The sequence below is a fragment of the Lentimonas sp. CC4 genome (genome assembly GCF_902728235.1).
Taxonomy (GTDB): domain Bacteria; phylum Verrucomicrobiota; class Verrucomicrobiia; order Opitutales; family Coraliomargaritaceae; genus Lentimonas.
Window position 1 is genome coordinate 2327666 of the sequence record NZ_CACVBO010000001.1, and the last position, 22227, is coordinate 2349892.

General features: G+C 49.8%; 16 protein-coding genes. 10 read left to right on the forward strand and 6 right to left on the reverse strand.

All coding sequences use genetic code 11. From position 1 onward, the window contains the following. Positions 1-38 precede the first annotated feature (38 nt). The 7 genes from GZZ87_RS10095 to GZZ87_RS10125 all read left to right on the forward strand — a co-directional run bounded on the left by GZZ87_RS10095 (position 39) and on the right by GZZ87_RS10125 (position 9295). Positions 39-362 (forward strand): HU family DNA-binding protein, encoded by a 324-nt coding sequence (locus GZZ87_RS10095; protein WP_162027239.1) that lies wholly within the window; start codon positions 39-41, stop codon positions 360-362. A 567-nt stretch (positions 363-929) separates the two neighbouring features. Next, entirely contained in the window at positions 930-2120 is a 1191-nt protein-coding gene (locus GZZ87_RS10100) for a hypothetical protein (protein ID WP_162027240.1), read from the forward strand. Beyond that, positions 2113-4980 carry an SNF2-related protein gene (locus GZZ87_RS10105; RefSeq protein ID WP_162027241.1) on the forward strand — a complete coding sequence of 956 codons (2868 nt, stop codon included), beginning with the start codon at positions 2113-2115 and terminating at the stop codon, positions 4978-4980. The genes GZZ87_RS10100 and GZZ87_RS10105 overlap by 8 nt, the downstream gene beginning before the upstream one ends. Before the next feature lie 258 nt (positions 4981-5238). Next, positions 5239-7071, forward strand: coding sequence for a DUF5131 family protein (locus GZZ87_RS10110; RefSeq protein WP_162027242.1), 1833 nt, complete (start codon positions 5239-5241; stop codon positions 7069-7071). A gap of 326 nt (positions 7072-7397) precedes the next feature. Next, a complete protein-coding gene (locus tag GZZ87_RS10115) occupies positions 7398-7919 on the forward strand; it encodes a hypothetical protein (RefSeq protein WP_162027243.1) in 522 nt (173 codons plus the stop codon). Continuing rightward, positions 7906-8601, forward strand: a complete 696-nt coding sequence (locus GZZ87_RS10120) for a hypothetical protein (protein ID WP_162027244.1) — start codon at positions 7906-7908, stop codon at positions 8599-8601. The genes GZZ87_RS10115 and GZZ87_RS10120 overlap by 14 nt, the downstream gene beginning before the upstream one ends. Positions 8602-8623: 22 nt before the next feature. Beyond that, entirely contained in the window at positions 8624-9295 is a 672-nt protein-coding gene (locus GZZ87_RS10125; protein ID WP_162027245.1) for a metallophosphoesterase family protein, read from the forward strand. 1322 nt (positions 9296-10617) lie between these two features. Here GZZ87_RS10125 and GZZ87_RS10130 read toward each other — a convergent pair. Together GZZ87_RS10130 and GZZ87_RS10135 are read right to left on the reverse strand one after the other, a co-directional pair. After that, on the reverse strand, positions 10618-11832 hold the full coding sequence (locus GZZ87_RS10130) for a hypothetical protein (RefSeq protein WP_162027246.1): 1215 nt from the start codon (positions 11830-11832) through the stop codon (positions 10618-10620). A gap of 67 nt (positions 11833-11899) precedes the next feature. Further along, positions 11900-12919: a hypothetical protein gene (locus tag GZZ87_RS10135; RefSeq protein WP_162027247.1), complete on the reverse strand. Its 1020-nt coding sequence runs from the start codon at positions 12917-12919 to the stop codon at positions 11900-11902. A 129-nt stretch (positions 12920-13048) separates the two neighbouring features. Here GZZ87_RS10135 and GZZ87_RS10140 point away from each other — a divergent pair, with 129 nt between their 5' ends. From GZZ87_RS10140 to GZZ87_RS10150, 3 genes are all read left to right on the forward strand, one after another. Beyond that, positions 13049-13996: a helix-turn-helix transcriptional regulator gene (locus GZZ87_RS10140; RefSeq protein WP_162027248.1), complete on the forward strand. Its 948-nt coding sequence runs from the start codon at positions 13049-13051 to the stop codon at positions 13994-13996. Positions 13997-14210: 214 nt separating this feature from the next. Continuing rightward, positions 14211-15089: a site-specific integrase gene (locus tag GZZ87_RS10145; protein ID WP_162027249.1), complete on the forward strand. Its 879-nt coding sequence runs from the start codon at positions 14211-14213 to the stop codon at positions 15087-15089. 46 nt (positions 15090-15135) lie between these two features. Beyond that, positions 15136-16320: an IS91 family transposase gene (locus GZZ87_RS10150; RefSeq protein WP_162071437.1), complete on the forward strand. Its 1185-nt coding sequence runs from the start codon at positions 15136-15138 to the stop codon at positions 16318-16320. A gap of 675 nt (positions 16321-16995) precedes the next feature. Here the strand turns inward: GZZ87_RS10150 and GZZ87_RS10155 are convergent. The 4 genes from GZZ87_RS10155 to GZZ87_RS10170 form a co-directional block, all read right to left on the reverse strand. Beyond that, positions 16996-17964, reverse strand: coding sequence for an ROK family protein (locus GZZ87_RS10155; RefSeq protein WP_162027251.1), 969 nt, complete (start codon positions 17962-17964; stop codon positions 16996-16998). A 37-nt stretch (positions 17965-18001) separates the two neighbouring features. Further along, entirely contained in the window at positions 18002-18931 is a 930-nt protein-coding gene (locus GZZ87_RS10160; RefSeq protein WP_162027252.1) for a type I phosphomannose isomerase catalytic subunit, read from the reverse strand. A gap of 37 nt (positions 18932-18968) precedes the next feature. Continuing rightward, positions 18969-20954, reverse strand: coding sequence for a sodium:solute symporter (locus tag GZZ87_RS10165; protein ID WP_162027253.1), 1986 nt, complete (start codon positions 20952-20954; stop codon positions 18969-18971). Between the two features lie 176 nt (positions 20955-21130). Beyond that, on the reverse strand, positions 21131-22168 hold the full coding sequence (locus GZZ87_RS10170) for a LacI family DNA-binding transcriptional regulator (RefSeq protein WP_162027254.1): 1038 nt from the start codon (positions 22166-22168) through the stop codon (positions 21131-21133). Positions 22169-22227: the final 59 nt, after the last annotated feature.

The following is a 22227-nucleotide window of genomic DNA, read 5'->3' on the forward strand; positions in this document are numbered from 1 at the left end:
TTGCATTGCGGTGGCTCTATTAAAAACGATTAAATACAATGACAAAAGGTGAACTCGTAGAAGCGCTCCAGCAGGAGCTAGGACTAGAAAGTAAGGCGGAAGCCACACGTACGCTTGATGCGGTGGGTACTGTTTATCTCAAAGCTTTGAAAAAGGCAGCGAAGGGAATCAAAAAGCCTAAGAAGGGCGAGGGTTCGGTTAAGCCATCCGTGGTTGCACCGCTTCCAGGCGTTGGCAATTTTTACATCGGATGCTCTGCACCCAGAAAAGGACGTAACCCACTTGATGGCTCGGTAGTCAACGTGAAGGCTAAGAAGAAGGTTTCCTTCAAGGCTGCGCCTACTGTGAGCGCTAAGCTTTAAGTTGAGCTTCCAGTTTTAGGATTTTTCAAAAAGCTCCAGACTTAACAGTCTGGAGCTTTTTTATTGCCATGGGATGGGCTCGACTCAGTAACAAGCAAATCTGCGACAACAAAGACCGAATAGCCGCATCTTATTAATTTCCTTATAGGATTGGGCTGACTGAGTTTCTGGTTTTTCGGGTTTTTTGGCAATTATACTACAGGCGCCACTAAAATTTCAGGTTTCTTAGGCGCCGCAGCTATACTTCCGACAATGTGAGGGGTTATAGCGGCGGAATTTTCCTATTTTATATGCACTGAATCGTTAATCTTACGTTTTTTCGCCCATTTCAGAAAACGTCTTGTAAATTTCGCTCTTAATCAAAAAGCGATAATTAGATGACGTTTTGTAATGATAGATTTTTAGGAATGGATAGGGGTTCTTTGTCCATTTCAGCATATATTTGTCGTGGCTCCGTCATCTTCGGGGACGGTTTCTATAGTTCGAGACTAGTCCGGAATACAAATGTTTGGGGGTTCTCCGCCGCGGTGGCGGAAAAGTCCCAAGCTCTAAAAAAAGGAGTTAGTTATGGCGAAAAAGCAAAATTATGATCGGGTGCTGAAAGATCCGGTCGCACTAGACGAGATTAGAAAATGGGTGAATGCCTGCCGGTCGGGATTGCGACCGACTTTATCAGCCTGTGGATTGGTAAAGGAAATTGGATATCAAGGTTCTGAGTTGAATCGAGAATTGGTGGCTTTGATTAAGCTCGACGCAAGCGATTCGAAGTCTTTTTCGGCTTCTGTTGAAGAGGCATTAAAGAAGCCAGGGATACGTTCTAAACTTTTTCCTCAGCTAGCAGCCCTGATCTTTAATTTGAATCCATTGGATCAACTGACCCGATTGGTTAGTTTTGCAGGTCTTGACGCAGCATTAAGTAAGGTCTCCGCTCCGGTTGAGTCGTTGACCGTCGTCATGAATTCCGAAGAGGTAGATCGAAAAGCGCAGTCTGACGCTATCGTCCTCGCGGCCGATCAAATATTCAATGCCCTCGGAAAGATGGATGGAGAGCGAAAGCTGCTAATGTTGCGGATCGTTTGCCTAATCCATTTGGCATTTCGGTGGTCGATCGAAGTGGCAAATGAAGAGCCTGATCTGGTTGGGAAGTTGAGTGAGCGGTTCTACAACTATCTTGGAGTGCCCTTGTCTGATCGTTCTTTGGAACGGCTCAATAACGAATGTGCATCGATTGTCAGTCGTATCCAGACCGATCAAGAACCACTGTCGGTTTTGATGCCAAATTTCACTACTTGGTGGGAAAGCCTATTTATTGAAATAAACCGTCGAGGATCTATGCTCCTCGCGGATCTTGCTCCACAACTCAGAGCCCTTCCCGGGAATCCTTTCAAGAAAATAGTAGAGGGAACAACGAGTGAGGTTGAGGAATTAGAAGATGAAGGCGTGGTTCAAGCTAAGAAAAAAGACCAGTCTGAAGACTGCGAAAATGAGCAATGTCTGGATCCTGTCATAAAAGCTGCAATAGCATTGCGAAAAACGTCTGCCGACGTCAGGCCGAGGAAGTTTGCTAGACGGTTGAGGTCCACGGAGCGTGGTCTTGGGGTCTTTGTATGCGATGTCTATGAGGGGCTTGGTCGAAGCGACATTGCTGATGTCTTGGAAGGGTTGAGAGCGGTGGAAGAAAAGACCAGATTGGCAATTGAGGTGGTCGAGGCAAAGGAACGCCAAGCAGGGCAGGAAGGGGAGTCGTGCCATGAGTAATGAGGTCACCGAATTTCATGCTAAGTTTTTTGCACACGCCCTGACAAGGCGTTGTTCTACCGAGGATTCCGAAAAGTTCGCTGGAACTTTGGTCAGTTCTCCGCAGGTGGATTTGAATCCTCACCAGGTTTCGGCGGCGCTTTTCGCTTTCAAGTCACCACTTTCCAACGGTGTGATTTTGGCCGACGAAGTTGGGCTGGGGAAAACCATTGAGGCCGGGATTCTGCTATCTCAGAGGTGGGCCGAAAGAAAGCGTAAGATATTGATCATTGTTCCCGCTACCTTGCGACCGCAATGGTGTCGGGAGCTTTCTGAGAAGTTCTATCTTCCGTCGAAAATTGTGGAAGGAATCGGCTTTGGGAAGGCTATCAAGCGCGGCGTTACCAATCCGTTTGATCAGAATGTGATCATCTTGTGCTCCTATCATTTCGCAGCCAATAAGGCTGAGTATCTCAGCCAAGTTTCTTGGGATCTTGTCGTGATGGATGAAGCGCACAAGCTTCGGAATGTCTACAAGGATGAAAGCAAGATCGCTCAGACTCTTCTAAGCGCTTTGATTGGGTTTCCGAAAATTCTACTGACGGCGACACCGTTGCAGAACTCGCTGATGGAACTCTATGGTTTGGTTAGCTTCATTGATCCCTACATCTTCGGTGACGAGAGTAGTTTTCGGGAACGCTATATGAAACAATCACTGGCCCCTCAGATCTTTGAGGAACTAAAGAGTCGTTTAGCGCCGATTTGCTACCGATGCCTTCGGCGCGATGTGCTAGAGTACATCAGATACACGAAACGGATTTCAGTTGTTCAGGAATTCACTCCGACGGCAGAGGAGCAGGCTCTGTATGAGGCTATGATCGACTTCATCGGGTATCAGGGGTATTCTTTCGCGCATGGCGTGAAACCTCTGATGGCATTGCTCCTTGCGAAGCTAATGGCATCGTCAACCTTCGCAATCCAAGGGACTTTAGAACTTCTGGCTCGTAGGCTAAAAGCGGAGCTTCGAAATGACGAAAGCGGGGTAGAGGAAATACACGACATTGATCGACATCTTGCTGCAGAGGTCGAAGCCTTGGAGCTTAGTCAAGCAGTGGTTTCTGATGAACCGATGATTGCTGACGGGGACGAGGCGACTATATACGGAATTCAAGAAGAGCTCGCTACGGTGGAGCAATTGTGCATCCGCGCTGCTTCGATCACGGACAATTCGAAGGGCGTTGCGCTACTCGAAGGATTGGATGTCGGATTCAAGAAAATTCGCAAGTTACAAGCAGCCGAGAAGGCGATCGTTTTCACCGAGTTCCGTCGAACGCAACATTATATACTACGCATTCTGAAACGGGTTTATTCTGATGATCAAATTGTCATTTTCAATGGCACGAATAACGACCCAAAATCTCAACGGATCTATGACTCTTGGAAATCACGCCCTGAGAACAGCGGGCGCGTTTCAGGGAATCGGTCGGTTGATGTGAAATCCGCACTCGTTGATCACTTTCGCGAAAACGCAGCGATCATGATTGCAACGGAGGCCGCGGCCGAAGGGGTGAACCTTCAATTCTGCTCTCTGGTGATTAATTATGATTTGCCATGGAACCCGCAACGAGTGGAGCAGCGGATTGGTCGGTGCCATCGCTATGGCCAGATCCATGATGTGGTCGTGGTTAACTTCCTAAATCGGAACAACGCTGCCGATCAAAGAGTTTTTGAGCTTCTGAATGAAAAGTTTAAGCTATTTAGTGGTGTTTTTGGTGCCAGCGATGAAGTTCTCGGCGCTCTTGAGTCTGGGATGGACCTTGAACGGCGCATCGCAGATATTTACAAAACTTGTCGACTTCCTCATGAGATTAACAGTGCGTTTGATGAACTGCAGAATGAATATGATCAGCAGATTGAGAAAGCGATGAGGGCAACGCAAAGACGCTTGCTTGAAAATTTCGATAGTGACGTTCATGACCGTTTGAGGGTCAATTTTGAAGCTGGCAAGGAATGCTTGGGACGATACGAATCTTGGCTCTTAAAAGTGACCAAGTGGGTTTTGAGTGGTTCCGCGCTCTTCACTCCTCCTGAGCCTGTCTTTGATCTGTTTAAGAATCCGTATTCAGACGATTCAATCAAACTAGGGCGATATAAGCTCGGCGCCCTGAGTGGTAGCGCTTTCGTTTACAGGATGAATCATCCATTGGCACACCGCGTTCTTGAAGATGCGATGAGCCAAGAGACCCCATTTAAACATCTGACCTTCGACTGGACTGCATCGCGTCGTAAGGTGGCCATGCTAAAAGAATTGGTTGGAAAGTCTGGGCAACTTGAGTTGACAAAGTTAACTATCAAAAGTGCAGACACGCAGGATCATTTGGTCTGGGGAGCTAGGACAGATGATGGGATTGAATTGGATGCAGAACAGTGCATACGGCTTTTTAGTGCCCTTCCATGTCAGGTTTGCTCGGCTTCGACGAACCCTCTCGATTTGAGTGACTTAACTAATTCTGAGGTGCAAAAAATCGTAGCGCGAGCGGCTGAACAGAATACACGCTACTTTGAAGCTGAGCTCGGAAAACTTGAAGGGTGGGCTAATGACAAGAAGCGAAGTCTGGAGGTCGGAATTAGGAAAGCCGACACGGTGATTCAGAAACTAAAGAAGGCCGCCAGATTGGCGGTAACGTTGGATGAAAAGTTTAAAATCACACGGCAGATCCAGATTCTAGAGAGCAAGTTGACAGGTCTTCGGCGTGAGTATTTCGCCGTACTTGATGAGATCAGGAAGCAGAAGGATAGCATGCTGGATGAGGCAGAGAAACGCCTCCGGCAAAGCTCAAGCACAGAGCTTCTATTCGCTGTGCAGTTCTCGATTGTATGACCCTAGCGGGTTATAAGTATGATCGCAATCGGTTAGGCTTTGAAACCGTAAGGGTCTAAAGCGTGAAGCACATAAGCGTGGGGAATACGTTCCTGCTCCAAGCGTATGTTGTTTTGTCTATCAAAGATTCACCGTGTGTAAGAGCAGGGGTGTATCAAATATCTGGAGGGCATCTTAATAATACATTCGTCTATCCCTTCAGTCGCTCTATCGAATCCTACTTGCCAGTCCATCAGACTTCACCATGTTTTATGCGTTGTGAGTTTAGAAACTAAAATCCAGTGGTGCGATTCGACGGTCAATCCGATCATGGGCTGCGGGGGCTGTGAATTATTCAGTGGCCCAGCGAAGATATTGAAAGAAGTCGATCAGGTTATTAAAAAGCGGAATGCCATGTGGACTCAAGGGCGAGCCAAGAAAACATATCAAGGGCTGATCGACACGGCTTATGGACAAATTGATGCCCCCGGTGAAGGGCACCTGCAGGAAGTGACCACAACGAATATTCATCACTTCAAAAGTGAGTTCTTGGACTTCGTGACCTTGCAATGCGACAAGGATACTGCCAATGCAGCAAAGACTGCGATTGAGAGTCACATCACATGTTACGCTGCTATGTTGCACCTAAATAAGGCCAGCAGTTTGCTGCCGGCCAAAAAAGCTGGGAGTTCTTTGGCCCGGCAGGCGCACAAGGGATACGCGCCGACATTTGAACAAGTGAAGCCCTTTCCGGGGCGGGTTGAGGCGATGGCATCGGAGCGTGATCTTCTCGGCACCCGGGACCCCCATTTTATCGCTTCGGGCAAGAGGACGAAACCTGGGCGGGGGTGGATCGACGGACTACCTCGCCTGATTTTCGTGAGCGATATGGGAGATGCCTTTTCCGATGAAAAGGACTTTGATTTTCTTAAAACGGACACGCTCCCTGCCATTCGCTCCGAAGCCGGCAAGCGGCATCTTTGGCTGTGGTTGACCAAGCGTCCCCAGAAAATGAAGAAGTTTGCCTCCCAAATCGGAGGCTTGCCAGAGAACGTCTGTGCGATGAGCACCTTGACTCAAGCGGATTCAGGAAACCTTAACCGTTTGAAGGCTCTCACTAAAGTGCCTGCCAAAGTCCGAGGCCTGTCAATCGAACCGCTTTGGGATCGTATACCACCCGAAAAATTGCCACTTGAAGGAATTGATTGGGTGATCGTCGGCGGCGAGTCGGGAACCGGTGAGTCCCTTCGTCCTTTCAATGTGGAATGGGCTCGGGAACTACGTGAGCACTGCAGGGAATCCGGCGTGGCTTTTTTTATGAAGCAGATGGGACGTCGTCCAGTCGATGGAGCTGGCAATCCTATCCTATTGAAGGACTCCCACGGAGGCGATTGGGACGAATGGGAGGCCGCCGGACTCGCCGACCTGAAAATCCGGGAATTTCCAAAGTATTTTCACGAATACCGTTCTAACGAAAAACCGCGAAAGTCTCTGCCGACGCGAAGGGGAGCTCGGCAACCCGTAGTCGTGAACCAGCTGGCAACATCTGAATCTTTGAGTGATGAGGAGCGGCGGGAATTCCGGCGACTGGATCAGATGGTGGCGAAAGCTGCGAAAGCCTTTGTCGACGCAGGTATCGCCCTCGCTCGGATCAAGGAGGGTAAACTCTACCGCCAGAGGTTCAAAACCTTCGAGGAATATTGCGCCGACGTGCATAACATCTCGCGATCTTATGCTTATCATCTTGCGAAAGCCGGGACGATCGTACGCGAAATGTCTACAATTGTAGACATTTCGCGTGAGTCTTTAGATCTGCTCAAGTGTGAGGCCCATGTCCGCGAATTGGCGCGATTGCCAGACGTCGAGAGCCGGGGCGAAGTCCTTGAGATTGTGGCGGAAGGCAATGAAGTCACCGCGGCACGTATTCGGGAAGCCGTGGAGGCCAAACTTGAAGCTACGCCCAAGCCTTCCCGATCACCATCACCGAGCGTCCGCATCCAGAATGCGAAAAGGCTCCTCGACGAGTTGGAGGATTTTCTAAACTCCGGAAATTCAGCAAAACAGAGATTGCCTGCTTTGGTTCAGAAATTGCGGGACGCTCTGGTGGGTTGAAAATAGAATGCCGCAGCAGGTTCGAATGAATTGGAGGTCGGTATTAGAAAAGCCGATGCCGAGGTTCAATCAGTGCAGAACGAGTTCAGGTTGGTTGTGTCGCTGGGGGATCAAGTTGTGTGAAATATTTGCGTCCGAGAATAGAAAGTGAAGACAGCTGCACCTTGAGTTTTCTCGGCTCATGACCAAAGCGCCTATTCTCGTCCCAGTTTTCGATCATGCAGCATCTCATAGTCGCTCCCTTGCTAAGTTTCTTTCTGAAGGCAGGACTTTAACATTAGCTAGAAAAGAGTGGACTATTCGCAATTCGCGAATAGCGTATGGGCATGGTGTTAAAACCACAGGATGTTTTGGTTGCCTTGAATTTGTGCCTGCCGGGTGCGAAGGGGCTCAGCTATGCCGAAAAAGCGAAGGTTCTTGGGATGAGTGCCTCGGAGGTGCACGCAGCTGAGAAGCGCTTGTGCGAGGCACGTCTTGTTCAATTGGATTCAAAAGAAGTGCGGCGCGGTCCGCTGTTGGAATTTCTCATACATGGAGTTCCGTATGTTTTTGCGACATCTCCAAAAGAATGGACTCGTGGGATGCCGACAGCATGGGCGGCTCCCGCTCTGGCGGATAAGTTTGCTCAGACTGATCAGCCAACCCCAATTTGGCCCGATCCGGAAGGAACCGTGCAGGGGGTAGCCGTGGAGCCGCTTTACCGCAGTGTCGCTAATGTCGCGAAGAAGGATTCCGAGCTATACGACTTGTTGTCGCTGGTGGATGCTTTGAGGATCGGTCGTATGCGTGAGAAGAAGCTGGCTGAAGATGAAATTCGGAAACGATTGAAGGAATATGCCGGAAGTTGATATTGGAGCCTTGCGGGTCGTGGCGACGCATCTGGATGCAGCGGGGCTGAACTACGCTTTTACGGGTGGTTCGGTCGTTAACCTTCTGCTGGATGCGCCCGACCTATCACCGGCCAGACCTACCAAGGATGTGGATGTCATCGTCGAACTTGTCTCCGGACGGCGCTACTCGGATGTGGAGGAAGTTTTACGAAAAGGTGGCTTTAACCATGATGATTCCGAAGGTGCACCCATCTGCCGTTGGCGCTTGGGCTTACTCGTTGTTGATATCATGCCTACAGACGGTGGCTTGATCGGTCTCAATACGAAATGGTTTAGAGAGGCCTTGGAAACTGCGAAGATCGTTGAATATGCGCATGAGCGCCTGAGGGTGGTGTCTCCGATTGGATTATTGGTTACCAAATACCTCACATTCACTGAGCGTGGGGAAGGGGACTATTATGCGAGTCATGACTTGGAGGACTTTTTAACAGTGGTCGATGGACGGTCTCACATTGTCGAGGAGATTGATCAGGCACGTTCTGACTTGAGGGCTTATCTTGTTCTAGCGTGCCGTGCGCTGTCAGCCGAGGGTGAATTTATTGAAGCCCTTCCCGGTTACTTGCCGCCTGACAGTGCCAGTCAGGCGCGCCTGCCAATACTACTTCGGAAATTGGAGGGGATTTGCAGTCTGCTTGTTTGAGGGCGGACTGAAAGTGGGAGTTATGGCGACTTGGGCAATAGGTGACGTGCATGGGCATTTGACAGTGTTTGAGGCGCTACTTGAATACATTCCACTGGCAGCAGGAGATAAGGTGGTTTTGCTCGGCGATCTCATTGATCGTGGCCCAGATTCGGCTGGCGTGCTGCGGCGGGTGCATCAGCTGAAAAACCAGCGCTCGACTGTGGTCTTGCGAGGCAATCATGAAGCCATGCTACTTGAGGCACGAAATAACCGTACGAGTCTACCGTTTTGGATCGAGTGTGGCGGTGATGCCACTCTGGACTCCTATAACGCGTCGAGCTTCTATGACATTCCTCAGCGGGACTGGGAGCTGTTCGAGAGCAGTGCGCTCTATTATGAAACCGCTGATGTCATTTTTGTGCACGGGAGTTTAGATCCAGACCTGAATATGTGTGATCAGATAGAGAATGATATGCTGTGGAAATTTTACGAGTCACCTGTTCGGCATATGTCGGGGAAGTTGGTTGTGTGTGGGCACGCGATCCAACGGTCTGGACTGCCTAGTTTCGGGAATTATTCGATCTGCATCGACACGCTTCCGTTCTCCGGCCTTGGTTGGTTGACTGCAATCAATTTGGAGTCTCGAACTTTTTGGCAGGTTGATCATCTTGGGCACCGTCGAAAAGACAGCTTCTTGAGTCTCGATTTTTAGAAATCACTTTTTAGCTTTCGAAATATATTTTGAAGCAGCGGATTGATTTTAATTTAAAAACTGATTTTAAAAAAATGAAACTCGTTTTCAAAATGCATTTTGAATTTTGATTTTAAACTTTCGATTTACCTTTTTAAATTAGAGATCAGTTTTCTGAATTTCATTTTGAATTTATATTTTTATTTTAAAAAGCGGATTCGAAAATTGAATCTGATTTTGAAATTCGGTTTTCAGGAATAGTTTTGGAAATTGAATTTTGGTGTTCAAAATATTTTTCATTTCCTAAATTCATTTTTGATTTTAGTTTTGAAAAGTTGGTCACGGATTTTCAAAATTTTTAGTCGGCAACTATTGATCGCCGAAATAGAAATTTGATTTGAATTTCAAAATGCAAAGTCCGATCTGATTCTTCAGGTAGGGCACGCAGCCAACAATCGCCCCCGATGTTGGCGGAAGCTTTTTCGCGAGGTTCTCTTCGGCTGCTAAGCCGAGATGACCTCACTCGCGAAAACAGGGAGACGCCCCTATGCCTCCGGCAAGGGTGCGTCCTTCCTGCACGCGCAAATCGTACCTCCGTTTTCGGGGGGATAAGATTAGCGAGGCATTTTCTGGACATAAAAATGGTGATTTTCGCCATATTTTTGACCGAAATGGGCAGGTCCGAGGAGCTCCTGCGATCGTAGGCCTGTGTGTTGTGCTTTGCCTAAAGCTATGATATGGAGCGCATTAAATGTTGTTTTGGCTGGTTGTGTGCCAGCGAAACTTTGACCGTTATTGACGTATTGCGTCATTTGAGTAGAGGTGCGATTTGCACCGTAGGGGGAGTCACCCACTTGTCGCAGGGGTACGATTTGCTGCTATAGCGTGTCACCCACCTGTCGTTTATGCCTGAAAATGCAGGGTAGAACCGTTAGAGATTGAAAATCACCCAATTTGTCGTTTCGGGTTTATGAGAACGTTCGATCGCGGTCGATAAGATTAGTCAATGGCCGGAATTTAGTCCCTCCCTCATCCGGCCCGCTAGAATGCCGCGTGCGGTCACAATGCGATGTTATGTCTCTTTCCTCCAGGCGACCTGTATGAGAACTCACAGAGTTAGAGTGAGCCGAAACAGAGGAATTGGACATAACATCCGTTGTGAAAAGGACGCGGCCAAACGCACACAGGCGGGCCGGATCAGGGGAGGGTAGTTCTATGCAGATGGACGCCGATCTGTCTTTGATTCGTCGGCGTCTCTCAAACCTTCGTCTGATTGTGACTAGCGACGGAGTTCGACGATTATTTTCATCTCTCAGGTTTGTTATCATCGTTTGGAGTCGGGGTTATGCTTCATGGACGATCAACGATTCCAGCCGTTCGATCTGTTCTTGGATGCTTTGTTTACATCCGTGTAGGGTCGAGGGCTCTTGTTTGCTGAGAATGTTAGTCAGCCTTTCAAGGCTGAACATCGTGGCGTCTACGAAACCGCCATCGAAATGTTTTTTATCATTCGAGCCTGGATCTGTAGCCTCAAATAAGGATTTGAGGCTCTTTATGTGAAGAGCCCATTCAGGTGGTTCTTTGCTGCTTTTAACTTTCCTTTTGCCGGGGACGGTTGGTAGGTAGGGGATTCCGGTTAGATACGAGTCATTCAGGTTTCCTTCAAAATAGCGCTCCACCAAAATAGGGATCTCTTCAATAGATCTCGTATAGAGTGACCAGAGATCTTTTTTGTCTTTTAAGTCAGGTTCTGGCTCCTCTAGGTGGTAGGCTATCGTTTTGATGTATGCTCTTCGAATTCTACCAAGGGTTGCATCCAGGGCGGTTCTAGTGGACTTGTTGAAGTGTCGATTAAGGGCTGAAAGCAGGCGACCGTGTAAGGCCTGGGCGTCTGCTTTATCGAGAAGAGCACATTGGAAACGAAAAAAGATTAGCGCTGCGCCAATATAGAGCATACCTGTTAGGTATCTTCGGGATTGTGCAGCAGCTTGTTCAGTGCTTTGGGTCAGAGAGTCTATGAGGCTGTCAAGCTGATCCGCGCTTAGCTGCTTTTCTTCGTTGTGTCCCTTCAATAGGGTTTTCAGCTTTTGGACGCACGAGTCTTTTCTGTCGTAATCTAGTCCTGTCTGGGGTGATTTGCTGGCAAGGGCCTGGTTCGCACCGCCCGCTTTTAAGGCATCTTTTTGAAAGTCGAGATTCCACAGCTCATTAGCGAAAAAGCGGAGGGGTTTAGGTACGTTGGAGCAACGTATAATATCTAATACTTCTGCGCGCTGCTTTGAAGGGATATTTTTGATATTTTCGGGCTGACCAACAATTTTACTGATTGTAATCAATTCGTCACTGTAACGGTCAAAATGTTTATCTCCTTTTTGAGCGACAGCATTCTTGGTTAATGTTGATTCGGGTTTTAGGAAGTCAGCGACTGCTTCAACGAAGCATGGCTCCATGTATTTGAATTTCGGTTTCTCGACTTTGGTCTCTTGATCCCCCAATGAAAATTCATTTTGTTTTTTTAATGGGGAAGTGTCGGTGATTATATTTGTATCTGTTGTCATGGTTTTTGTTGTGTTTCGTCATTTATATGGGTTTAGTTTCGGTTTTGTGGTCTTGAGATATAAGGATTTATTGATCCTCGTTATAAAGATTCTCCATTGAGAAAACGTTCGGTGAATGTGGATTGACGGCACACTGCTCTTGATTTGTGCGATTGCCTTTGAGAGATGCCCGATCGAGTGAAAAATCAGGCCATTCGCAGGCAGTTAACCACGCTTCGGTCAATACGCACAGTGTCACCGCACTAATTGCTAACACGTTAATCTCGATGTTTGCTACAGGGGCAATCGGCAGGCACCAAACGGCAGAATCCAATTGCGTTTTTTCTAATTTCAATGGAAAGTCCCACTTCGACGGCGCGCAGTTCGTGACGAAATAACAAGTTTCAGTATTCGTTATTAATTCGCCGATCTGTGCCTCTTCGAGTTCCTCGCGAAGACTATTTAATTTCGGGAATCCATCTACGTCATGGCGAGGGTAGCCATAGTCTTTTCCTTCTGGCTCGCACAACTGCTCGATTGTCGAAGCCATGGATTCGTTGATGTCGACCACGCGAATTTCATTGTCGATCAACAGGACGCATGCCCGGTAGATTTTCAGATCAAGCAACTCCTTGACGCGGAAGCGGAATACATCTTCCGCGAGTTGCATTTTATGCGCCATCAAGCCGTTGCTTTTATTTAGCAGCTTTGCGTCGTTGTGGCACATGGCTTTGTCAATTGATCGGGTAAAGTCATCTATCGATCCCACCAGGCCATTGTGCATTGCCCAAATGAAGGCGTGATGGATATCGACGAAAGTCGTGGATGCATCGAGTAATACTCCATCTTCGCTTTCTGCGCTTGGATGATAGATGTGATACCCTCCGTTTGGTATTCTAACTAGCTCGACTCCGTGTTCAGTGGTGAAAATCGTTGTGCCTATTGGGCGAACTCTATCGAGCTCGTCAGTAATCATCCAGTCGGGAATCTCTCCCATGTTTTGTGAGACAGTGCCACCTGTCACATTGTTGACGATTTTATTGCACTCGTCTTCTTCGACTAGTTCATATTTGTTTTTTTTAACGATATTTATTATTTTGTTACTCATACGTATTTATATTTGGGATTTTTTTGCAGTAGCCTAAATCATCAGTCCGAGAAAATGAGACATCCGACTCCTTGGAATAAAGCTGCTTTTTCTGCTTGTCCTAAATATTCAGTGTGATAATTTCAGACAATGTCAATTATCCTTTCAAATATATTTTCCTGTGATTGTAGTTACTTTTTTAGTAAATACGACTTTGCCAGCGAAGTGAGATGTGCCCGGTTGAGGTTAGAAGCGACTCAATTGGATTTGGCCACTAAAGCGGGGTTACAGGTTAATTCGATCAAGCGAATCGAGTCTGGCGCAGGTGATACTGGGATTTTGACATCTATTGCAGTGGCAGAAGCCTTGGATTTACCACTGCCAAGTGTCACGCCGGATTCTGATGTACTCAAATTCGCTGAGAACCTATTTGTTCGCCCGGATCAAGCAGCAGAGGATTACGATCGGTTATTTTATAGAGTCTGCGAGATCGAAAACGAAAACATCGATTTTGTTAATTCTGAGCTTCGACCTAATAATCTATTGTGGCTTTCCGGTCTTGAGCGTAAAGGTTTCGCTTTTCCAGTGACTTTGAGAGAGCCATTTTTCATGAAAAATCAGCTGTATTCGAGCTTGTGCTTTCGAGAGGCGGTTAGCCCGCTAGAACTTGCTTTCCTTTTTGAAGACATGGCAATGTATTGTAAAGGTTCTATTAGCCCAAGCACGCGTAGGAAACTTTACACACTGCCTGCTCCGTTTTGGAGGCACGTGGTAACGGGACGAAGCAATAATGTCGGTCTCGCCAAATTGCTGAAAGAAATCAGAATAGTTGAAGAAAGCTTCATAGTTATTCAGCAGGAAGAACTTAAGGATGGAGGGTTAAGGACATTGGTAGTCGCTGCCTTTTATAACCTATACCTTTTAAAGAAGGAAATGCGACGAGCGGCGAGACTTGAAGATGCAAAATATACAGATGATTACGCGGTCTACTTGGCGTCTTACATTAGGCTTCTAAATTATACAAAGAGTCAGCTCGTGAAGATGTGCAAAGTGAGTAAGAGCCTGCGTGCGGCATTGGACGGTTTGTCTAAAGCTTGATCTACTTTGAGTCGGAATATTCCATTTTTTTTGCCTCGATATGTTCACTATCTGAGGCGCGTTTACGAAAGAGTCTATCGGCGTCGTATGAGCGTAAAGGGCAAATTAGACATAAGGGGTATTGAACTAAGCCGCTTCGCGGAGATCCCATTGACTTGGCTGCTGTCGATTATAGGCAATCGGTATCGCTGGTGTTTGCTAAGGTCGGCTCCCTATGAGTCACCTAAGAACAAAACTAAACGAAGAGATCACCCTGCGCGGCCTAGCCGAGAGCACCCGCGAAAACTATGTTTTCGCAGTCACAGAGCTGTCGCGCTTTTGTCGCCGCTCGCCCGATAAAATAAACAACGAAGCAGTGCGCCATTACCTGCTTTCACTGCACGCCAGAGACCTCGCCCCGCAGACAATCAGCGTAAGAATCGCGGGGCTGCGATTCTTTTATCAACACGTTCTGGGGCGCTCGATTGACGAAGTTTCCAAGGCCTTTCTGCGACCCAAAATCGGACGAAAATTACCGAAGCCTTACAGTGCCAATGAGGTTACTAAAATTCTGGAAGCTTGCCGCAAGCCGATGCACCGCACGATTCTGATGACCGCTTACGCCACCGGCATGCGGCTGGAGGAATTGTGTCGGATCAAGGCCACCGACTTGGATTCGGATCGTATGATGATTCGTATCGAGAACGCCAAAGGAGCCAAAGACCGCTATACTATTTTGTCGCCAGCACTGCTTGAAGAGTTGCGTGTCCACTGGCGTCTCTACCGCCCTGACGGCGAGTATCTGTTTCCCTCGCCACGCACACAGGAAGCCTGCATCGGCAGGAAGACTGTGCAAATGATCTTCACTACGGCGGTTGAGCGTTCGGGCGTGCAAAACCACGGGGGCATCCACAGCTTGCGGCACTCATTTGCCACACATCTGCTGGAAGCCGGAGTCGAGATCACGATCGTGCAGAAGTTGCTCGGACACCGAAGCCTAAACAGCACTGCTGTTTACCTCCATGTCACCGAAGAACGCTTTGCCGGCACGCGCAGTCCGCTCGATTTCATTGACTTGAGTCACTTGCCCAGAGTGCAACCGGTCACGGGTTAGTCTAACCAACCAAGAGCACTTAGCGCGCTTGATGTGTCCGGACTCGATGCCCGCGTCCCCGGCTTCTGCTGGCGGGGTGAGCGGCCCCAGTGTCGCCGATGTTATCCGCATCGGACTGCCTGATTATGTACTCAAACACAAGTTACCGCCCCAACATCATAAAGTGCTCAGCGCGATCATCAAGTGCCGCACGCCCGAGATGGGCGGTCAGCTCTTCCACTGCACTCACTGCGGAAAGCACCACTCGACCTCTCATGGCTGCGGCGACCGTCATTGCCCTGGATGCCAAGGCAGGCAAGCCCGTCTGTGGCTCGACAAGCAAAGTGAAGCACTGCTGCCGGTGCCTTATTTTCATACCGTCTTCACGCTACCGCACTCACTCAATCCACTTATTCGTTACAACCGCGCCGAGCTTTACAAGCTCTTGTTCGATTGCGCCAGTGCCACGCTTTTGCAGTTCGCAAGCAATCGCTTTGGAGGTCAGGCTGGAGTCACGACCGTGCTGCATACCTGGAGCCAGCAACTCACCGATCACTATCATTTGCACTGCATTGTCCTCGGTGGTGCCTTTGATGCGGACGCCTCAAAATGGACATCCGCCAATCCCAACTTCTGTTTCCCAGTTAAAGCCCTGTCGAAGGTTTTTCGAGCCAAATACCGGGATGGACTCTGGAAGCTCTTCGATGCAGGAAGGCTCAACTTCGGCGGGTCGAACGCCCCACGCGCTGATCGCGGAGGGTTCAGAAAATTAATCCACACCATCCTCGCCAAAAAGTGGGTCGTCTATGCCAAGCCGCCTTTCGGCGGCCCTGCTCAAGTCCTCGCATATCTGTCCAGATACACCCACAGGGTGGCCATTGGCGATTCACGCATACTTGCCATCGATCCCGATGCCAAGACGGTCACCTTTAAATATCGTGACTACGCCGACGCATCTAAAAAGAAGGTGTCCACCATCCGGATCGAAGACTTCATTCACCGTTTTCGCACCCACATCCTGCCTCCACGTTTTTGTAAGATCAGGCATTACGGTATACTCTCCAACGCCACCAGAAAAACGAACATCACCCGGATTAAAGCAATCATCGGCACCGCTGAGTTGCCTAAGGAAACAGACAATAGCGCCTGCGAACCTGCGCAAATCCCGTGCTGTCCGCACTGTAAGCACGACACGCTCATACTCGTCAAAAGTTTGCCCAGACGATCCGTATTCGCGAAGAAGCCACCGTAACATGCGAGCAAATCCACTCCATCGGTTATCACTCAAAACCTCATGTCAGCCAAACAAAACGACAAGGGGACGGCGGCGCTTATTCGGGTCGCGCCAATTATTCAGTTTTGAACCGGCCAGCAGCATCGACGCGTCCGCAGACTCTCAGAATAACCCTTGTCATTGGTTCACTCACTCCAAGGCCAGGCTCACCATACTGCAAATCGACTTGCCAACGCTTCCAGTCGAAGCATTCGGAAAATTACTTTCCCCTTAGAGGGCAACTGACAGTTTGAACTCGCAGGCCGAAGCGGCTCAGTTCAACGAGCAAGTATGTGCAATGATGCACGATAAGCACCCCAAAGATGCCAAGCCAACAGGCGTGCATCACTACACATACTTCCCTAAACAATGGGCGCGTGCATTTATCGAGTCCAGATTAGCCAGTTATTCCAGCAGTTTAGGGTCGATTATCTACCACGGTTGAGGCAAATGCATAAAAGAGACCGCACCAGAACTTCCGTCTGATCGTGGAAAAATGATATGCATGTTTCTGATGTGCTCTGAATAGTTGATGAACCCCTTAAAGATGCGAACAGGCTCTTTTAAGCCCCCGTGGATTTCGTCCCGGAGGCTTTCTGTTTGGAGTGCGGTTACGAATCGCAGGGTTCTTGAGCAAAAGTTCTCTGCTTGTGCTTACTTGTTGGTAAGCACGAGGGCTGCCGCTCCCAGCAGCGCGGCTTCGCCGAGTGGGAGCTCGGAAGTCAATATTTTGATTTTGTTTTGGTAGGTCGGGATGATGTGCTTTTCAAATGAACGGCGTGTCGGGCTTAGCAATATATCGCCCGCTTGAACGGGCCCACCAAAGAGGAAGATGGCCGCTGGGTTGGTGACGAGTGCTACGGAGGCGAGCGCTTCGCCTAGTAAGCGCCCTGTAAATTCCATGGTGTCTTTGCAGATCGCATCTCCTTCGCTGGCACATTTGGCAATCAACTTGGAGTCAATATCATCTATCGGAAGGTGGTTGAGTTTTGACGCCTGGCCTGTCTCGGCGAGCATTTCAAAGAAGGTTCTGCGAATGCCCATTGCCGAACAGTAGTTTTCAAGGCTGCCGCGGCGGTGGTAGTTGCAATAGCGGCCATTGGGGATCACAGACATGTGGCCGACTTCGCCAGCCATGCCATGTTGGCCATCGACGAGCTTGCCATCGACGTAGATGCCGCTGCCCAGTCCAGTGCCGAGCGTAATCATGATGAAATGATCGTAGTCTGCTGCGCCGCCGTAGATTTTTTCACCAATCGCGGCTGCGTTGGCATCGTTCGCGAGCCGAATGGTGGGTAGCTTCAGGTGCTGATTGAGCATGTCTGCCAACAGTATTTCGCCTTTGAAGCGCAGGTTAGGCGCATGGTCGATACTGTTTCGTAGGCTGTTGCCGTTTGGTGCACCAATCCCCATGCCGAGCCACTCAACGTCCGCTCCGCCGAGCTCTGCCTCAGTTTGCTGTATGAGTGATGTAACGCTTTCTGCGAGTTGCGCTGCATACTGTTGACTGTCGTCATAGTCATCGGTTCGAAAACTGTGACTACGTATGATTTTTCCTGACGGATCAACAATACCTGTGGTGGTATTGGTGCCGCCAATATCTGTGCCGATTGTAAATTTCATATGTCCACGCGTGGGCCGCGTTGCATGGATGTTTGTCCTAGCTGAAGTTCTCTGTGACGAGGATTTCTGCATCGTTGATCACCTTGTATTCGAAGGTTTCCTTGGCAGGTAGGAGGACGTTGTCTCCACGCTGGATTTCAGAGCCATCGCCTTCTTTGAGCGTGCCTTTGACGACACTCAGAATTCGTGCCTGTCCCGCCTCAAAACGAATGGTTTCACCTTGTGCGCGCACATTCTTTTTAAGTGTGAAGACATCGCTCTGCGCGAGGTCCTGGTCGCTGTCGGTGGGCTTGAGCGTATCTGGCTCAAAGTCGTTAAAGTCAGAACTTTTAAGTGATTCCTCAATGTGCAACGCTCGCGGTGTGCCGTCTAGTCCTACGCGCCCCCAATCGTAAACACGATACGTGGTGTCGGAGTTTTGCTGAATCTCAAGGATGAGATTACCGCCTCCAATGGCGTGGATGCGACCGCTCGGGATGAAGATCGATTCGCCCGCTTGCACAGACATGGTATGCACGAGTGGCTCGAGGTTGTTGTCTTTGAGGCCTGCTTCGAAGGCTTCGCGACTGACGCCCTGTTTGAGGCCGGCCATGAGGGTCGCGTGTGGTTCGGCGTCGGCGATATACCAGTTTTCTGTCTTAGGCTCGCCACCGAGGCTGGGAGCGATGTCGGCGGGCGGATGCACTTGTAAGCTGAGCTTTTCCTGACAATCCAGCCATTTGACGAGGATCGGGAAGGGGCGATCAGCCGACCACCCTGCGCCCATAATACCTTCGGGGTCAGCTGCGATGAGCTCGCGGATCGTTTGACCTTCGGCAGTGGTTGACTGCGCTTCGGGACGATCAACGATTTCCCAGCTTTCGCCGATGACTTTACCGCTGGGTAAGCTGCGCCCGAGCTTTTGCTCAAAGTTCGTGCCGCCCCAGACGCGTTCTTGGTAAATAGGAGTGAATAGAATGTGTTTCATGATAATCTATTTGGTATTGGATAGAGTGCTTCGCAAACTATTCCTGCACCAGTGGTTCCGCCCGATCTGTGCCTGGGTTCTCCTTCGAAGGGAGGTTGCGCCATAGGAACCAGTAGGATCCTGCTATGGCGAATAGGAAGATGGGGAGTGTGATGAAGAACGCGCTATAGGTCTTAATCATCAGCTGCATCGGCAGGAGGAAGATGGTGACCTGTGTGAGCATGACGAAAGGCACCGCCAGCATGTCATTGCGATGTTCTTTGTCCCATTTCTGGAGTTCTGTCGGGTCGACGAGTTCGCGCATAGGTTTCCACCAGCCGAAGGGGCGTGTGGTCACGTAGAAGTTCTTCAACACATGCATCGGAGTTGGCGCGGTCATGTAGGACAATGCGACGGTGCCGATGACGGAGATGCCTGTCATGAGCGGGAATTGAATCAGCTCGGACATTTCCGGGGCAATGAGGCGCTGGATCACGGCGCCGACGCCACCTAGGACGGTGCCGCCGATTTGTCCCCAAGCGTTACAGCGCCACCAGTAGAGGCGGAGCACGTAGGGGCCAATGGAGCCGGCAGTGAGGCTCATGATGAACCACGCCCAGATGTCGTTGATACTGTCGGCGAAAATGCCCATCGCAAAGGAAAGCGCGACGATCACACCGGTGGAGACATAAGCGACGGCGATGAGCTCGCGATTCTTCGCTTTAGGCCGGATGCCGAGTTGGTAAATATCTTTCACGAATTGTGCTGATGTCTTATTCACTTCACCGGTGAGGGTCGACATCATGGCCGCCAGCATCGCAACGATGAGCAGGCCGCGTAATCCGGTAGGAATGCTGTTGAGCAGCACCGCTGGTAGAATTTGCTCGGGATTGACCGTGCCTGAGTAGCCTACCACGGGGAGGCGCTGCTTCCAGTTGTCGCCTAGTGTGGTTTCGATTCGTTCGATCAATTGTGGGTCGTGCTTTTGTGGCGCGTTGATGATCGAGGTCGTGTGTTCGTGCCAGAAGTGTTGTTCGATGTCTGGCTTATATTCTTTGATGATCGCAGTGGTCTGCTCGATCTTACTGCTATCGGGGAAGAGATTATGGATCAGTAGCAGACCCATGATCGCGAAGCCCATCATCATCGGCCAGCGAAAGGCGACAGTGACACCTTGTAGGATGGATTGCAGGGTGCAATCACGGTCACTGCGTGCGCCGAAGTAGCGGTTTTCATCACCAGTGCCGAAGCCATAGAGGACATTACGCAGTAGGTAGAATGCCATAAAGAGTAGGAGCAGGTCATAGACTTCGTAGCCGGGCGGCATCTCCACCTCCCAGGCAGGCATGCTCGAGGTCCAACTGGTGCTGCCAGTCACGCTATGCGCGATTTGCCCCAGTGTTTCGCTGTCGGGCACCAGGTTGAAAGCCATGACAGAGACGATTACGCAAGCGACCAATACGATGAGTCCCTGCACGAGGTCTGTTAAGACCACGCCGTAGAAACCAGCGAGCATCGTGTAGACTGTGCAAAATGCGACGATGATACCCGTGACGAGCATTGGAGACAGTGGAATGAACATGCCTACGAACAAGCTGGTGCCACGCACTAGGTAGGCGAGTAGGCCGACGGTCGTGATCAGAGTCACGATCGCTTTGAAAAAGCGCATCCACTTGGCCTCTTTGCCTTGTCCAAATCGATAGGCGATCCACTCTGCGCCGGTCATACAACCGGAACGCCGGTGCCATTTACCAGTGAAACAGATCAGGAAGGCGAGCACGAGCACGGCGCCGCCGCGAAACTCAATGAACAGTCCCTTCGGCCCGAGCATGTAAAGAAAGGCGGTGATGATCATCGTGCCGGTTAGGTCGAACCACATTGCCATACCCGCCATGCCGAGTAGATACCAGGGGAGGTTGCGCCCGCCCAGGAAGTAATTATCCATGCTTTGGGACGCCTTGCGGGTCATCATGAGGCCAACGCCCATCGTGATGATGAGATAGATGGCGATAATGGAGCTATCGATGATGTTGAGTGAGGTCATGTTTCAGATGTGGCTACTTTTCTTTGGCCTTCGGGGAGAAGGCATGTGCAATTTTGCACTTAAAGGAAAACGTTTTCCGATTGATTGCAAGAAGAAATATCCTGCAGGCTCGATTTGCTGTTCGAGTGCATGGGATTGCCGCATCTGAAGTGGCTGCGGCAATGGGGGGGGGCGGATTAGGCCTTCGGGCTGGCGACGGACTCGCGGTGGATGAGTTCCACGGGGAGGCGGATCGATTGAATCGGGGCGTCAGGGTTGTTGATACGATGTAGGATGGACTCTGCGCCCATCTTTCCGAGGTTTTGCTTGTCGACGCGCACCGTTGAAATCGTTGGTCTGGATTTGATACTATCGCTGTCATCGTTGAAGCCAAACACGCTGACATCCTCGGGCACTTTATAGCCGTCCGCCTGCAGGTCTTCGATGGTTTGGAGGGCAATCGTGTCATTGACGCAGAAAATCGCAGTGGGCGGCTTCGATGATTGCATGCGCTTTTGGATGGCTTCGTAGCTTTCGTGTCGGTCTGCGAAGTCGCGCATGCTGGTGCAGAGTGTTTTCGGTAGCTTGTGCTGTTCGACTGCGTTCAGGAAGCCAGCTTCGCGCTGATCGGTGTTGGTAGCCTCATCGTTGTGGGCGATGAAGAGGATGCGACGGTGTCCGAGGCCGACAAGGTGTTCGACGACTTGCTCAGAAGCGTTGTAGCCGTCGGAAGTGATGTTGTCGATTTTGATTTTATCGCGATGGCTGTCTAGGTGGAGCATGGGCACACCATAGCTGACGAGGCGCGTGACGATGTCGCGCGGGAAGCCGCCCAATAGGATGACGCCATCGACTTTACCTTGGCGCATGAAGCGTGGCGGTGTGTCTGGGCTGTCGGCGAGGTCAAATCCAGTTAATAGGAGGTCGTAGCCTCGTTGATCCATAGTCGCTTCCAGGGGTTCCATTATTTTCGCGTAATAGACGTTGCTAAAGATCGCCGCGCAGGAGGGGTAGAAGAGGAGGCCGACGATTTCACTCTTGCCGCGGCGCAAATTGCGTCCGCCTGAGTTCGGCATATAGTTTTGCTCCTTGCAGATCTTAAAGATCTTTTCACGCAACTCTTGGCTGATGCTGCCTGTGTTGTTCAGGGTTTTGGAGACGGTTGCGATTGAGCAACCCGCCAGTTGGGCGATGTCTTTGATCGAGGTAATGCGTTTGGCTGGTGTGGAACCCATATTTGTATGTGTTTAGAAAGAAGTGACTGGTGCCTTTAAGTAAATCGTTGCCCTATTAG

What these genes read in the sequence shown, in the direction of transcription:
- GZZ87_RS10095 (WP_162027239.1), top strand. Translation starts at nt 39, where the DNA reads ATGACAAAAGGTGAACTCGTAGAAGCGCTCCAGCAGGAGCTAGGACTA.
- GZZ87_RS10100 (WP_162027240.1), top strand. Translation starts at nt 930, where the DNA reads ATGGCGAAAAAGCAAAATTATGATCGGGTGCTGAAAGATCCGGTCGCA.
- GZZ87_RS10105 (WP_162027241.1), top strand. Translation starts at nt 2,113, where the DNA reads ATGAGTAATGAGGTCACCGAATTTCATGCTAAGTTTTTTGCACACGCC.
- GZZ87_RS10115 (WP_162027243.1), top strand. Translation starts at nt 7,398, where the DNA reads ATGGTGTTAAAACCACAGGATGTTTTGGTTGCCTTGAATTTGTGCCTG.
- GZZ87_RS10120 (WP_162027244.1), top strand. Translation starts at nt 7,906, where the DNA reads ATGCCGGAAGTTGATATTGGAGCCTTGCGGGTCGTGGCGACGCATCTG.
- GZZ87_RS10125 (WP_162027245.1), top strand. Translation starts at nt 8,624, where the DNA reads ATGGCGACTTGGGCAATAGGTGACGTGCATGGGCATTTGACAGTGTTT.
- GZZ87_RS10130 (WP_162027246.1), bottom strand. Translation starts at nt 11,832, where the DNA reads ATGACAACAGATACAAATATAATCACCGACACTTCCCCATTAAAAAAA.
- GZZ87_RS10135 (WP_162027247.1), bottom strand. Translation starts at nt 12,919, where the DNA reads ATGAGTAACAAAATAATAAATATCGTTAAAAAAAACAAATATGAACTA.
- GZZ87_RS10140 (WP_162027248.1), top strand. Translation starts at nt 13,049, where the DNA reads ATGTCAATTATCCTTTCAAATATATTTTCCTGTGATTGTAGTTACTTT.
- GZZ87_RS10145 (WP_162027249.1), top strand. Translation starts at nt 14,211, where the DNA reads ATGAGTCACCTAAGAACAAAACTAAACGAAGAGATCACCCTGCGCGGC.
- GZZ87_RS10150 (WP_162071437.1), top strand. Translation starts at nt 15,136, where the DNA reads ATGCCCGCGTCCCCGGCTTCTGCTGGCGGGGTGAGCGGCCCCAGTGTC.
- GZZ87_RS10155 (WP_162027251.1), bottom strand. Translation starts at nt 17,964, where the DNA reads ATGAAATTTACAATCGGCACAGATATTGGCGGCACCAATACCACCACA.
- GZZ87_RS10160 (WP_162027252.1), bottom strand. Translation starts at nt 18,931, where the DNA reads ATGAAACACATTCTATTCACTCCTATTTACCAAGAACGCGTCTGGGGC.
- GZZ87_RS10165 (WP_162027253.1), bottom strand. Translation starts at nt 20,954, where the DNA reads ATGACCTCACTCAACATCATCGATAGCTCCATTATCGCCATCTATCTC.
- GZZ87_RS10170 (WP_162027254.1), bottom strand. Translation starts at nt 22,168, where the DNA reads ATGGGTTCCACACCAGCCAAACGCATTACCTCGATCAAAGACATCGCC.